At 51.6% G+C, this 14,811-nt stretch carries 12 protein-coding genes; 5 read left to right on the top strand and 7 right to left on the bottom strand.

Features of this window, described 5'->3' with window-relative positions:
* Positions 1 to 69 precede the first annotated feature (69 nt).
* Positions 70 to 408, bottom strand: coding sequence for a hypothetical protein (locus tag C4520_03060; GenBank protein RJP24971.1), 339 nt, complete (start codon positions 406 to 408; stop codon positions 70 to 72).
* Positions 409 to 540: 132 nt separating this feature from the next.
* On the opposite strand from C4520_03060, the gene C4520_03065 reads away from it, so the two are divergent.
* Entirely contained in the window at positions 541 to 948 is a 408-nt protein-coding gene (locus C4520_03065) for a DoxX family protein (protein ID RJP24972.1), read from the top strand.
* Between the two features lie 160 nt (positions 949 to 1,108).
* A complete protein-coding gene (locus tag C4520_03070; GenBank protein ID RJP24973.1) occupies positions 1,109 to 1,717 on the top strand; it encodes a TetR/AcrR family transcriptional regulator in 609 nt (202 codons plus the stop codon).
* 103 nt (positions 1,718 to 1,820) lie between these two features.
* Here the strand turns inward: C4520_03070 and C4520_03075 are convergent, their stop codons facing one another.
* A complete protein-coding gene (locus C4520_03075) occupies positions 1,821 to 2,009 on the bottom strand; it encodes a DUF3008 family protein (GenBank protein ID RJP24974.1) in 189 nt (62 codons plus the stop codon).
* A 653-nt stretch (positions 2,010 to 2,662) separates the two neighbouring features.
* Here C4520_03075 and C4520_03080 point away from each other — a divergent pair.
* The 3 genes from C4520_03080 to C4520_03090 all read left to right on the top strand — a co-directional run bounded on the left by C4520_03080 (position 2,663) and on the right by C4520_03090 (position 8,760).
* Positions 2,663 to 6,961, top strand: a complete 4,299-nt coding sequence (locus C4520_03080) for a hypothetical protein (protein ID RJP24975.1) — start codon at positions 2,663 to 2,665, stop codon at positions 6,959 to 6,961.
* Between the two features lie 8 nt (positions 6,962 to 6,969).
* Entirely contained in the window at positions 6,970 to 7,836 is an 867-nt protein-coding gene (locus tag C4520_03085) for a hypothetical protein (GenBank protein RJP24976.1), read from the top strand.
* Positions 7,837 to 8,121: 285 nt separating this feature from the next.
* Positions 8,122 to 8,760: a hypothetical protein gene (locus C4520_03090; protein ID RJP24977.1), complete on the top strand. Its 639-nt coding sequence runs from the start codon at positions 8,122 to 8,124 to the stop codon at positions 8,758 to 8,760.
* 465 nt (positions 8,761 to 9,225) lie between these two features.
* Here C4520_03090 and C4520_03095 read toward each other — a convergent pair whose 3' ends face one another.
* The 5 genes from C4520_03095 to C4520_03115 are packed head-to-tail and all read right to left on the bottom strand — an operon-like array spanning position 9,226 to position 14,363.
* Positions 9,226 to 10,191, bottom strand: coding sequence for an epoxyqueuosine reductase (locus tag C4520_03095; protein RJP24978.1), 966 nt, complete (start codon positions 10,189 to 10,191; stop codon positions 9,226 to 9,228).
* A gap of 59 nt (positions 10,192 to 10,250) precedes the next feature.
* Positions 10,251 to 11,288, bottom strand: a complete 1,038-nt coding sequence (locus C4520_03100; GenBank protein ID RJP24979.1) for an MCE family protein — start codon at positions 11,286 to 11,288, stop codon at positions 10,251 to 10,253.
* A gap of 50 nt (positions 11,289 to 11,338) precedes the next feature.
* Positions 11,339 to 12,106: an ABC transporter permease gene (locus C4520_03105; protein ID RJP24980.1), complete on the bottom strand. Its 768-nt coding sequence runs from the start codon at positions 12,104 to 12,106 to the stop codon at positions 11,339 to 11,341.
* Complete coding sequence (locus C4520_03110) at positions 12,090 to 13,628, bottom strand: hypothetical protein (protein ID RJP24981.1); 1,539 nt, start codon at positions 13,626 to 13,628, stop codon at positions 12,090 to 12,092. Before C4520_03110 ends, C4520_03105 begins: the two co-directional genes overlap by 17 nt.
* Positions 13,629 to 13,631: 3 nt before the next feature.
* Positions 13,632 to 14,363 carry an ABC transporter ATP-binding protein gene (locus C4520_03115; GenBank protein RJP24982.1) on the bottom strand — a complete coding sequence of 244 codons (732 nt, stop codon included), beginning with the start codon at positions 14,361 to 14,363 and terminating at the stop codon, positions 13,632 to 13,634.
* Positions 14,364 to 14,811 lie beyond the last annotated feature (448 nt).

Genomic DNA, 14,811 nt, shown 5'->3' on the forward strand with positions numbered 1-14,811 from the left:
CGCTTGCCGCCCGCTTCGCTACCTGCTGTACGAGCAATTAGCAGGATAATCACGTTTCAGATTATAAAGTCAGCCAGGCTTTTCCTGGCACACCAGAGGACGCAAAGAAGAAGGTAAGATCAGGATTTCCTTCGGTATTATTCCTTTCTCTGCATCCTTCGCGCCTTCGCGGTTAAACAGAGTTCTTGAAGCTTCAACCCACATCGACTCGGACCGATTCCATTCTCTTTTAAAAACAGCGTGCAAATCAAGTGCCCCACACGCGAGAGCCGTCAGCTTCTCCTGAAAGCTGTCCTTCAGCGTCAATCCTGCGAGCTTTAAAGCTTGCCCCGGACCCCGATCCGGGGCAGGAATCCAGGGTCTGCGCCATCTGGCAAGATGGAACAGGAGAAACAAGAACTCAGGCAACCCGGCCCCAGAACCAGGCCTTTATGAAAACCCCCTCCACTCTCGTTGCCTTTACAAAATAACTCAAATTGCGCATGATCAATGAAGGGAGCGCGCTGTCCGCAGTAGTCCACATCAACGGAGGCATGCATTATGGACAAGAAATTCGTCCCACTCATCAGCAGAATCCTTCTCGGACACATTTTCCTTATAGCCGGCATCGAAAAGGTATTCAATATCGATGGCACACAAGCTTACATGGCTTCCAAAGGAATGCCATTCACTCTGTTGTTCCTTCTGGCCGCTATCGCTTTCGAGGCCGGGGGCGGGCTTTCGCTTATCCTTGGATACAAAGCGAGGTGGGGCGCCCTCGCATTGGTTCTTTTCCTCATACCGACCACGCTGATTTTCCACACAAATTTCGCCGAACCGATGCAGCAAGCAATGTTTATGAAGAACCTGGCTATCATGGGCGGACTGTTAATGATCGCCTCATATGGTCCCGGAAAACTGAGCCTTGATGGGCGGAAAGGGCATCCCACAAAAACACAACCAGCCTGACCGGCACTCGTGGCGTTCCGCGGAATATCGCAGCATGAGGTGTGCAAAACACCGGCGAACATCGCGCTTCATTTCCGACCTGTTCCTCATTCAACGCATTGACAGCGGGCATCCACGTGCGTTATACTGTCAATGAATGAACTGTCATTCACGCTGAGCCATGGCCAAACAAAAATCAAATACAATCCGAGAATCCATTATCGACGCCGCGATCGAGGTCTTCGCGAGAACCGGCTTCTATAAAGCCAAAGCCGCCGAAATCGCCGGCAAGGCCGATGTCGCCGTCGGCACCATCTATAACTATTTCAAAAACAAGGATGACATCCTGATCTCCATTTTCAATGAGCGCATCGGAGAGCTGACCAAGTCAGTCCGCACCGCAATCGAGAAAGTAGAAAAGCCGGAAGAAAAACTCTCGATCATCCTCGATTCCACTATCTCCGTCCTCGAACACGACCGGAAACTTGCAGAGGTCATTACAATCGAGCTGCGGCAAAGCAACAAGTTTTTCTCGAGTACCGCAATCGCATCTGTCACCGAATTCCTGGATCTGATTACAGATGTGATACGGGAGGGCCAGAAGAAAAAAGTCTTCCGGCTGGATATTGATCCGAGGTTCGTATCTCTCACGATTCTCGGCACCATCGAGAATCTGCTCCACGTCTGGGTCCTCGGCGATAAAGTTCCCGAACTCAAATCCAAATATGATATCTCGCTCGTCCAGGGAGCCAAGAATCTGAAGCTGCTGCTCACCCGCGGCCTTCACTGAACTCCCATAAACCTGCCCGTAAAAAATGGGTGTGCAACCAATCCCATTTCAGTCGCACACCCCTAACCTCTCGTTCTTTGGCGGCAAGCACAACAGCGGTAGATTATTTTTTGCTCTTCTTCTGCGGCTTTCCCTTTCGAGAGCCCTTCGCCATTTCCCTCAGTTTCTCCTCGCTCATCGATTCGTACATGCTCTTGGAAGGACCTTTCAACTCCGACTTCTTCTTTTTCCCTCGCTTGGCCGATAGCGCAACGCCCGCAGCTTGTAGCTGCTTCTGTGATTTGGCCGGCATCGCTTTTTCCCTCCTCTCTCAGAATTTTGATTTCAACTCAACCCTCTTCCATACTATTCGCACAAATAGCAGAAAGATCAAGACGCGCGGCTCTCCTAAAGTTTTCAAAAACACAAACAGAAGATAATCCTGCGCCGCGCGGGATCAACGGGAGAGTGCATAAGGAAGAAAGCAAAGAGGTCTTAAACAGGAGATAGCAGAGGCAACAGAGCCGAGAAGCTGATTATCCTCTATCCTCTGCTTTCTTCGGTGTGTCAGGAGAAGTCTGGCTGACTTTATAATCTGAAATGTGATTATCCTGTTAATTGCTCGTCCAGCATGTAGCGGAGCGGGGGGCGAACGGAGCAATTCATTATGCCGAAGCCCCGTGAATCGAACGTGCAAGCCATAGCGAAAGCGGATTCCGCGTAGCGCGGCGACCTTATGCCTGTCTTGAACAAATGGGCCTTATTCGCCTGTGATAATTTGACGCGCGCTCTCGACTTGGCAGTTCCCTCATGAATATTATCTTCGCATGCAAACCAGATATCAATAAAAAAAAACGCTTGACAGTGGAAGAAAACCCAAGTATTATGGTTTCCCACATGCTTGCAAGCTGAACAGGTTTTGAGCTCAAGGCATCCAGCTTGGCTCCAACTGAAGGAGAAAATAAGATGAGAACCTTTGCGAAACTCATCGCGCTGCTGCCGTTTCTGCTTCTGGGATTTCCTCTGAACTTGCCTGCGAGTATTTTTGATACGAACCCGGAGATAGTCATTCCGCAAAGCGCCTTCGGTTCTCTTGCCGGATTCAAAGGGGTGATTGTGCCAACAGGACAGCAATTTTCGTTTCCACAAGAAATGAATATCAACGCATTCAAATCTGACGGGATGGGCGGAGGCATTATGGAGGTTCAAACCCTACCGATAGATTTTGACGAAACGGATGAGTACAATGTTTGCCACGCCGCAGGATGCGATGGAGGTTCTCTCAATGATCCCATGCCACCCTGCGGCCTCCAACTCTGCAAGTCTTGTATTATCTCATGGCTCGGTTGTTGCGGTGTTCCATGCTTTAGCTGTCCCGATCCGTCCTATTCAACAATGACGTTTGAGAATAACTTTCAGATAAGTTGCTATAAGGTGTGCGCGAGGTCCATAGGCTTGTTGCCATGCGATGGATACTGCCAGATGCCGTTTGGCGGAAACTCCTTTAGTCAATCTGAGCCTTTTTGCTTCGTCAGCGTTCCCAGATGGATATATGAATTGGTGGAAAAGGCGTTTGAGAAACATGACGATCCATCCAAAACAGACGAGCCGGTAGACATAGTTACAGGTAATATGTTTACCTTTCCGCAAAGGGACTTGGTTCTTTCCGGAGTCAATGAGACATTCGAGTTCTACAGGACCTATAACAGCAGAAGCGAGTATGACGGACCCTTTGGGTACGGGTGGACTCACAGCTATAATGTGGTAATAACCAAACGATCTTCAACATTATACGAGGTAATGGACGGAGATGGGAAATTTCACTATTTCCGCGACAACTACGATTGGCCGTCAGGATTCTATACGCCGGTCAACAATGACGGTTCAAAGCTCGAAAGCATCTATCAACAAGCGCATATCTGGGTCCGGGATGACGGCACAAAATTCTATTTCCCGTGGCTGATCTCTTCCCCTATGGATGTTCCGTATCGTCCCACGTCCATTGTCTATAAAGATGGAAATCAATTAACGTTTTCCCCGAGCGATGGCTCTCTTCCGACCCAGATCACCGACACTCATGGCCGGACAATAATTTTGGCCTATGATAGCGGTCGAATAACCGACATATATCTCGAGCCAAACAAATTGATTGAATATGAGTATGACACGTCTGGTAATCTGACGACGGTTTCCTATCCGATTTTCAAGGGGGCAACGCCTTATCAGAAGAACTATGTTTATCAGATCCCGGCCGACCATAACCTCACTGAAATCAGAGATGAGAGGGAAAATTCGTTTTTCTACTCCTACGACAGCAGTGACAGATGCATAACAGTAGAGGGTGAAGACGATGGCAACGGCCCTTATTTCAAAACTATTCTCCAGTACCCCGACGTAAATCATACGACGGTCGAGCGCATACGAGGCGCTCAAACATTTACTGATAATTACACGTATTCTGATATGGGTTATGTCGTTCAGGTGGACCACGTCGATTCGGGAGTTACCGAAAAATATTCATACGATATTGTTCCCGACGGTATAACAACTGTGGAAAAGATTATTGAGAAACCGTCGGAAGGATATTACTTGAAAAGAGTAATCCATCTGGATAAGTACTCGAATATCCTTGACCGGGTCGAGGGACGTGTAGTAGATGAGGAGGCCGACCCGAGCGGCTACCCGGTCCGCATTTTTTATGAGGATACGGCGAATCCTAATTTCCCGACAAAGGTTACCGATCAGCGCGCAAGCAGCGTGAACTTTGTTTATAATGCAATCGGAAAAATCGCTGAAATATACCAAAATAATGAAGGTGCGCCGGAAATCTTCTATGAGGTGACGGATTTCCTCTACAATCCCAACGGCACTCTCGACACCATAACGGACCCGAATGGCAAAATCGCCGGTTTTTCCTACTACGGTAATAAGGAACTACAAGCCATTGACCCGCCGGGTGTTCTGCCGGCTGTAACATATGAATACGACGGCGCCGGGCGTATAACCAAAATCACCCAGAAGGACGACGCCGGAAATGACCGGGTGACCGATATTGTGCGCGACTGGCTGGGACGCATCACGCAGATTACTTATCCCGAGGAGAAGGGCAAACTCCTCGTTTTGGCCTGTGATTATGACGCTTCTGATGTGTACGACTTAAATGCAAGCTATGGCGTCAACTTGATCGACACCAACGGCGTCAAGACGCAATTCCTCTACAATAATCTGGGACTACTGTGGAAGGTCGTTAATGACCGGGGAGAGGGGAAGAGCAATGCCGTCACCGCTCTTGAATACGATGCGTACGGTAACATCATTTCACTTACCGATCCCGAGGGTAACACTACCACATTCGCTTATGATTCGCTCGATCGGTTGATATCTGTCACGTATCCTGCCGTCGATCAGTACGTCAGGAAGAAAGAGTTTACCTATTATCCCGACGGCAGCCTGAAGACGCGCACTGACCAGAACGGGCAGACCACCACGTACACCTACGACACCAATAACCGGCTCTCTCAGATCACGTATCCCGACCTGAGCACCGTCACGTACACCTATGAGCCGAACGGGCTTCTGGCCTCGGCAACAAATTCCGCCGGAGCGGTCACCTTTCAATACGATGACATCAACAGGTTGCAGAACACGAATGGAACGCTCCCGGGCAATGCCGACTACGTCGAGTATCAGTATCACGACGGCGGCCAGCGCGAGTACATGACGAATCTGATGGGCCAGACTCAGTACACGCTGAACGATTGGAACGCAATTGATGATATCGTCAATCCGCACAGCCGCACGATGACGTATTCGTACAACCAGTACACGGGCAACCTCGCGCGCATCGCGGCGACGAGCAGCATCTATACGCTCTATGATTTTGATAATCTTGACCGCCTCGACTATTACCAGCTTTCGAACGGCAGCCTGTTCGATTACGAATATAACGACGCCAATCTCATCGACAGGATCAGTCTGCCCGGCGCCAAATCGTACGAGTACGTCTATGACGACATGTACCGCCTGACGAATGAATATTCCATCGACAACGGCTCGCCGGTCTATACGAACAATTATGGATATGACCTCGCCGACAACCGCACCAGCCTGGCCAACGGCAGCCTGGACACCTACGAAATCAATGCGCTGAATCAGGTGACGGCGATCTATCGGCTGGGCAATCCGATTGCCCAATTCGCTTATGATCTGAATGGAAACCTCACAAGTCGAACCACCGGCGCGGGAACCGTCACGATGGAATACGACTATGAGAACCGCCTCGTCCGGATCACGTACCCGAGTAACAGCGGAACCACCGAATTCGTGTACGACGCATTGGGGCGCAGGCTGAAGACAATCGAGAAGGACGGCCTCGGCCAGATAACCGGCGAGACGCATTATGCGTATGACGGGCTCGATCTTATCGCCGAGCTCGACGCTAATGACGCGCTGATTGCCGGCTTCACGCACGGGCCGGGCATTGACGACCCGTTGATCGCGCGGTATGATGGCACTGATTACCTGTATCAGAAGAATCATCAGGGCAGCGTGCTCGGACTGGCGACGTTCGGCGGAGTGATGGTGAAGAGTTACCGATACGATGCCTTCGGCAACGTCAAGCAGGAGACCGGGCCGACGATAAACCGCGGCTTCACCTACACCTCGCGCGAGCGCCACGCCCGCTCCGGCCTCTACTACTACCGCGCCCGCTGGTACTCGCCCGAAATCGGACGCTTTATTACTCAAGATCCCATCGGCTATCTCGGGGGTGCGAATCTGTATGCATACGTGGGAAATGATCCACTCAGCTATGTGGATCCATTTGGTTTGTGCAAGGAGGAAGCCGGTTGGCTTGACTGGCTGCAAGGACTTCTGGATGTCGCCGGCGCTCTTGAGCCAACTCCCATTTGTGATCTTACAAATACTGCCGTATACGCAGGAAGAGGAGAATATGATGACGCCCTATTAACATTGGCTGGGGTAATTCCGTATATAGGTGATGCTGGCAAAGGTGCTAAATATGCGAGTAAAATTGGTAAAGTCGAATGGCACCACCTGATCCCGAGATATCTCGGAGGCCCTGCCAACGGGTTAAAGGTACGCGTGGATGCTGTGTATCACCAATTAATTACCAATGAGTTTCGAAGGGCATGGGCATACGGGCAAGGAATGCCTGCCGCTGAACAAGTTCAGGAAATCGTGATGAAGGTTTATAAGAAATACCCTGTGGACGACATTATAAGAAAGCAATTGGGTTTCCAGTGAGGTGTCTGATGCAAGAGCTTGCTGAGTTTCGTGTACCCGAAGATAATGCCCAAAGATATCTGCGCCCGAACGAGGGAAAGCTGTTGGGCGATAGCGTTCGGAAGGTAATCGTCCCCCTCCGTGGCGAAAGAGCACAATATATTGGCAGGATTGATAAGGCGATGCACCGTGAGGAAGACAGATCCTTCTTCTTCGGATGGCACATCGTGCGGAAATATACCAAAGAAGAACTGCGCAATGCCGAACTGCTCCAGATCATAATCAAAAGGACTTTCGAGCCCGCTGCTGAGGAATGCGGGACGGTGTACGATGACTACAATGCTTGCCGCCTCTGCGGGTTTGATAGAAAGCAGATGACCGAACTGTTCCTAAGCGTCGGAAGACTCGGCACGCGCACAGACATAGCAAGAACGATCGCCGGCGAAGTCGTCGTTTCCGCCCATTTTGCCGAAACGTGGGAAAGGCATGAATTGACGGGGCTTGGCTTCAGGCAGGTCTACCGGCGGATGAGCCGCCGTTCGCAGTTGGCCGGAAAACAGCCGACCGCTGCAGAAGGGTGGTACCAGATAGTTCCGCTCTCAAAACCTGTTGAAGTTGTCCCCCCTACCCGAGCAGGCATACACCCCTTTGATGACGATGAAGAAGGTGAATACAGATGTCCCGGGCATGTGCTGGGGCTGAATCTGCTTTCGGAGCTTACGGTCTCCCGCGAGAGCTACGAGGGCAGAGACTTCGCTGTCACTAACCTGGGGTTCGGATGCAAGCGAGGCCTCCTCAGACCGGAACGACGGCTGGTGATATCTCAGCGCGCATGGAACTGCTTGCTCCGTGATAAAGTGCGTGGTTTTACGGTCGAGATAGTCCATCTGGTCTGACATGCTTAACATGAGCCGGGTCCTTCCAAGCTTTATCAAGGATTCTCGCCTCAACGGACAATATATGAGCATAGCAGATCACGCTCTGAATGATCCGTATCGCTATAAAATGATGTATGCGGGTTGGAAAGCTGCGAACCCGATCAATCCGGTATGGTTGCAACAACTAAATAGGATACCGCCTTGGATTAAATGGGCAACAGCTGGTGCTGTTTAAGTGCCTCAATGGCTAGTAGTGGGTCGTAGTCTCGGTATAGCAACAGAAACTCAAATGCAGTAAAGGAGATGTTCGAATTGCCAGCATCGCCAAAGCAGATCCTTGAGAAGCATACTCATTTGATTACGCTCTTTCCTGGTCTTTCAGAACAAGAACTTGACAGGTTCAGAAAACGTTTGGGGGGATACCTTCCTGCCGAAATCAATGAGCTGCTGATTTACTCAACGGGATTTATCTACGCGCAGGAAAGAGCCATATGCTTCACCGGCCATGAAGATTTCGCATTTGAAGAGGCCTTTCCATGTTCAATCGCAGTGCTACCCGATGGTTTGGGGAACTTTTGGGTCGTGGACATAAATAAAGAGGATGGGGCATGGGGGCCGGTTTTCTATGTGTGCCATGACCCCGCCGTCGTTGTCGTGCAGGCGCCGGAACTGGCATCGTTTCTTCTGCAAGTTCTTCAACCCCTCGAGGGAGTTCCTAAGAACGCGCTGGATTATGTTTCCAAGAAGGCCGCGTTTACTATCTGGAGACAGGATCCTTGGCTCATGCCGTATAACGACCCGCGAATTCCCCAGGATCCCCTTGTTTCCGACTTTGCAAAACAGCTTTTGCAAAACTGTCGCATCGCCGATCTGCGCCGGAAAGAAATCGGAAGCGGCTTCAGATGGGGGGCGAGCCGTGGCACGGCGCAGATATGGGACTGAGCTGATTCTTGGTGTCGAGCACAAGGAGAAGGCAACTTTTCGAAAAGCTTGGAAAAGAAAGGATCCGCGGAGGTAGCCAAAGTTCAATACAGTGCTCGTGATTTCAGATTTTCCTAGCATAGACTTCTGATTGACAATGATCGGAAGTTAACTTATCCGATCACAAGCATCCCTTCTGCTCGGCTTGGGGAAAAAGCAGAAGCTGTTCGACTAACTCGTGCATGTGGCGGGATAGATTGATGAGGTCAAAGAGGTTGCAGACATCGTTTGGAACTCGGGGAAATACAGGGACAAACGCCATATCAAGCGCCATAAGAATTGATGCTCAAATACTTTGGTGCCATCATGGGGCCAGATCTGACGCTATTCAAATGGCCCCAAGTTACCGAAAGGAAAACGCGAAATGGAAATCGGAATGTTTTACCGCGAGCCGCTGCCTTCTTTTTATCTCAAGCAATCGAATCGTCAAGCAAGGATCGCTCTGTTCAGAGAAGTGTAGCGCCCGGAAAGATCGTAGTCCTTCATGTCTTTCGCGGTTAACTTCTTCGAGGGACACCCATGAAGACATTTCCCGCAGAAGTCTCCGCAGATGATGCCAAAACAGTTATCGAGCATCCCCCGGTCGAACATGTGAATATTTTCCCCTTGCAGTTCCGAATAGAAATGCATGGGCTGGCCGGGTCCCTCCGGAATTTCAAGATGGGTCCGGCCGCCGGCGCCCTTCACCATCGCATGAATGCCGTACGCGCAACGGATATTGTCGTGGGTGGAATAGGTGATCGTTTTGCCGTCGATCGTGAGCGACTGGCTCTCGGTTTCAGAAAACGCCTGCGCCGGACATGTTCGCACGCACTTCATCCCGCATTCCTTCGGCCGGCACAGAGCAGGGCCATCGTATAAAGGCGTCGGCTCGAGTTCGGCGGAGGTGAGGATCGAGTTGAATCGCTGCATCGACCCGAACTCCGGCGAAAGCCCCAACCCGTTCCAGCCCAGATCAACAATGCCCGCCGCTGCGGCCGCATGCCGGTGCGAGAACTCGGCACAGACCTTGTTCGTCGCGAGCGTTTCCTCGAAGTACTTGTAGAAGCTGCTGACCCATGTCGGCATAAAGCAAAGCGTCTTGTAGCCCTTGTATTCGAGCAGTTTCGCCATCCGATTCACGATGCGCGAGCTCTCGATGTTGGTCAGCCCGTATCCGTAAAACAGATACGGTGTGATCGTCTTGCCGGCCTGATCGTATTCACCCCACACATCGGCCATTCCCTGAAAAATGTGCAGCCCGATCGAGATGACCGATTTGCACTCGGGCAGAAAGTCGGTAGGCCGATGTCCTTCCGGCGCGTTAGCAAAACGGCTGATCGGAGCTACGCCCACCAGATCGGCTCCCAGATTCAGCAACTCCGAAACCACTGCCTGCGTCAGCTTATCCATGCAGTCTCCTCCCTTTAAAACAAGCGCATCTTGAGAGGGCCTCTTGTACGGGAGATTTCTTATTGAAACGCGCCGAACAGTACGCTGGTAAACGTGATTATCGGGACCTGCTCGCGCAAATCCTCGGCGGCATGCCGCGATTCCTTGAACATGCGTGTCGCTTCATCATAGAGCGCGTCGTCCTGGATCAATTTACCCAGAGATCCCTCGCCTTTCTCAATTTTCTCGGAAATCTTGTCGATGCGCTCCATTGTCGCCTGCATTTTGGGTGTAGCTTCTCGAAGCGATGCCACCGCTTCCCGCATGTCCGCCTCGTTATCACCCAAAACACGCACGACCGTATCGGAAGCCTCGCCCAGCTTGGCCGACAAATCTCTCATATCATTATAAAGCGAATCGTCCTGTACCAGTTTCCCGAGCGTCCCCTCGCCGCTTTCCATTTTCCTCGCGATTTCGTTCACTCGTTCCATCGCTTCTTTCAGGTGAGGTCCTGCCGCGCGCAGATTCTCAATCGTCTCGCCGATGCCTTCTTCGTTATCCGTGACAATCCGGTTGAGCGAAGCAAAGGTCTCGCGGATGTTCTCGCGATTTTCTCCGAGGATGTCATCGATCTGCGACGCCAGTTTCTCCTGGTTCTTATTGAAATTGTTCACCGCCAGCCGGATGTCTTCCGCCAGATCGGCCACGTTCTGCAGGATGGCCGTCATGTCGGCCGCCTGACGGGTCTGAACGGTGTCGCCGTCCTTGAGTATGGGCGCGTCCGGCGACCCGATCGTCATCCCGATATATTTCCCGCCAAGCAGACTCTCCGTCTCGATTCGAGCCGTGGAATCCTTGCGGATTATCGCATCTCGATTGATCAGCAATGCCACTTCCACCTGAGCTCCCCGAATCCGCATTTTCTTTACTTCGCCTATCTCAACTCCCGCCAGCGTCACTGGGTCATTCTCGACCAAGCCGTCGACCTTTTCAAAATTGGCGTAAAGAGTGTATTTTTTTTGAAACCAGTCGCTCAGGCTTCCACTGTAAAAGGTGAGGATGCCCAGAATGAGCATTCCGATTATGAAAAACAAGCCCACCTTCATTTCTCTCTTCATTCGAATTTCACCTCCTGAAAACGAGGGGTCCCCTCGTTTTCTCCCGCGGCTTAAAAAATCCTCGTAAGAAAATAATCGAATACGACGATAAGGACAAATGAGAGCACTACCGACTGCGTCGTAAACCGGCCCACGCCTTCCGCGCCGCCGGTTGTCTTAAACCCCTTGAAAACACCGATGATCCCGACAATCCCCCCAAAGAACATCGCCTTGACGAGTCCGCGAAAGATTTCCTCAAAGGTGAGCGAGTCGAATAAATTGTCAAAATACTCTGCCCAGCTCAAATCCGCGTAGGTCGTTGCTATAAGGGCGCCTCCGAGGATGCCGATCATGTTGACATAGATGACGATGATCGGCACCATGAATACCGCGGCAATAAGGCGCGGCATCGAAAGGTAGTATACCGGATCCACCCCCATCACGCGAAGCGCATCGATTTCCTCCGATACCTGCATCGTTCCGATCTCAGCCGTGATCGCCGCCCCGACACGCCCGGCAACCAGATAGCCGGTAAGCACCGGCGCCAGCTCTTTCGCAAGCGAGAGACCGACCACTGCCCCGATGATCCCTTCGAGATTGAACCGCAGCAACTGGTAAGCGGTCTGCAGAGCCAGCACCATCCCGATGAAAAACCCCATGAGAAGCGCGATCGGCAGTGTCCCCACCCCTATAAAAGCCATCTGCTTGAATATTGAAGCGCGGCTGCTGATGATCCGCCTGCAATGGGCGAGCGTCTCGAAAAACAGGACGAGAATCTCGCCGGTCGTCTGGAAAAAATCTATCAGGCGGCTGCCCAGATACTCAACGAATCGTCGCATCGCCTTCTCCGAGAACTGTTTCACCATGGGTTCTTAATAAATATAACACTTGAAAATCCCGTTGGTTTCCCTCGCGCGATGTGCCAAATAATCCTCCCAATATCTTCACATGCTCCGTATCCTGCTCAAGGTTTTGCTGATAATTGTAGAGGAGCGGGATGTTGATTTTTGTCTTCCCTGGCGTCTCCACCCGCTGAAACAACCGCCAGAGCGCGTATGTTCTCGTTTCTCCGTCAGGAGTCTCTGCGCGTTCATACACGGTCCAGAGCGGGGAATACTGTCGCTCGAAACCCTGCACATCGTCGAACCACAACAGCGATAGAGCCCGCGAATAGCTCGAGCCGTCTTCATATCGGAACGAGCGCCATAACGGCCACACCCTCGTCTTCTGAAACATCACTTCATTCGTTTCCGGCGAAAACTTTGTGGTCGAAGCATAAAACGGCATCAGGCTTTTTTGAATCGTTTTCGGGTCTCCCTCGGCCTCATCTGCCCGCCGGTGCCACAGCGGCCATGCTATGAACTGTGTCTCGGAATCCTCCGTCGTCACTCGGCCATACAGCGGCCAAAACTGTCTGCGATCGACATTCTCCCCCTGCGTCCTAACCACAAAAGGCCACGGCGTGGCGCGCTCTGTGAAATTGGCCGCAAAGTTTTCCTCAAACGTAAAAAAAGGCCACAGATAAGCACGAAAATGCCTGCGGCGATTATCCTCGCGCGCATACAATGGGAAAATGAGCAACCGCTCGCCCGGCTGCTCCTTGTCCAGATCATACTCCTGGTGATTGTAGATCGGCCACAGAATGAACTCGCTTCGGTACTCGCCTTCCTTTTGAAATTGGCCGTAAAGCGGCCACAGTCTGAACCCGCTGTAATCACCGCCGCCTGAAAATGAAAGCACCGGCCACACATAATTGCGTTGGCGAAGTTCGCCTTTCTGATATGAAAAGTAGAGCGGAAAAAGAACAAAAACTATCTCGTCGCGCCCCAAAAAGTGCTTGAGCTTGCCGCCGACCGGAAACAGGGCGAAGTAATCGCCGGCCTCTGTCGATTTGCCCCTGAAGATGATCGGGAACAACATGTACTGCATGTTGCTCTCATCTTCATTCATGAATTCATATACGTCTCGCCAATACGTGAACAGCGGGAAGATTCGAATGGTTACGTCTTTACCATCCCGCCGGAAAACATACAGCGGCCACAGAACCTGCACCCTTTTCCGGCTTTGATCTTTGTGCGTTCTCTCCACATAAAGTGGCCGCGCCGCAAACTGGCGCCATTCCGGCGATTCCTCGACGCTCACCAGCGGCCACAGAAAGTATCGCTGAATTACTTCCTCTTCTGTCTGCGCCGGCGCCTGAGTTGGCCGCTCCGGCGCCTCGTCCATTTCTTGCGCCAATGCCGCCACGGGTGTCAAAAGCATGAAAAAGAATAACGCATGCACCGCGCGCCCGAGACATGAGCAGCCGCAACGAAAACCCTTTTTCCCCGCTCCTGAGACACATGCAAAAGGAATCGTCATCTTTTACTTATCTGGGAGACCTCGTAGAAATTGCTGAACATGCTCGTTTTCGCTTCGCGTCACTTCGGAAGGCGTCCCCATGGAGATGATGCGGCCTTCGTGCAACATGATCACCTTATCCGCCACTTTGAACCCATGCAACAGGTCATGCGTCACAATCAACATCGAGATTCGGCCCGTCCGCTTGAGATCCAAAATGAGATCGTCTATCCCGTTCGCTATGATCGGGTCCAGCCCTGCAATCGGTTCATCAAGAAAAATGTATTTCGGATCAAGCGCCAATGCCCGTGCCAGGCCCGCCCTTTTCTTCATGCCGCCGCTCAGCTCCGAGGGCATCATGTTCTCGCTTCCTTCCAGACCTACCAGCTTCAGTTTCTCCGATACGATCTGGCTGATCTCCCGCTCTTCATAATTGCGGTGTTGGCGAATCGGAAAGGCGACATTTTCGCCCACTGTCATCGAATTAAAAAGCGCCGCTCCTTGAAACAGCATGCCAAAGTCGCGCCGAATAATGTTGAGTTCCTTTTCCGTGATCGAAGTGATATCCACTCCCTCAACCAGAATGTTGCCCCGCTCCGGCTTCGTTAACCCGAGGATGCACCGGATCAACGTGCTTTTCCCGACTCCGCTGCGCCCGATAACCACCACCGTCTCATTTGCAGGTATCTCGAATGAGACATCGTCCAGAATAGAGTCGGAATTGTACCGAAACGTAACATGCTGAACTACAATCAAATCTCACGCCTCCAAATGCGTGCTTGGGGGGATTTTTCTCAGCGAGTCAGTATATCTTAGACTAGCCTGCTTAGCCTGTCAAGAATTACCGAAAACCTTGACAAATTCCATCTTCATACTTATAATTAAGAAGCATAAACAGATGAAATAGCAAGCGCATGCGTCCGGTTTCTGTGCGCTTATAAACCTCCCTGTCGATCGGCAGTGAGGTTAAAGCATTTTTTGTGCCACGCTTGCGCAACTGAATTCCCCGGTAGCTCAGTCGGTAGAGTCCCGCGTCCTCGCGGGATTAACCACCAAGCCGCCGGAGACATGACCGATCAGGTATCGGCCAGAAAACTGAAATTCGCCGGTAGCTCAGTCGGTAGAGTCCCGCGCCTCGCGGGATTAACCACCAAGCCGCCGGTAACTGACCGATCAGGTATCGGTTAAAAACTGAATTCCCCGG

It is taken from the genome of Candidatus Abyssobacteria bacterium SURF_5 (assembly GCA_003598085.1).
GTDB lineage: Bacteria > Abyssobacteria > SURF-5 > SURF-5 > SURF-5 > SURF-5.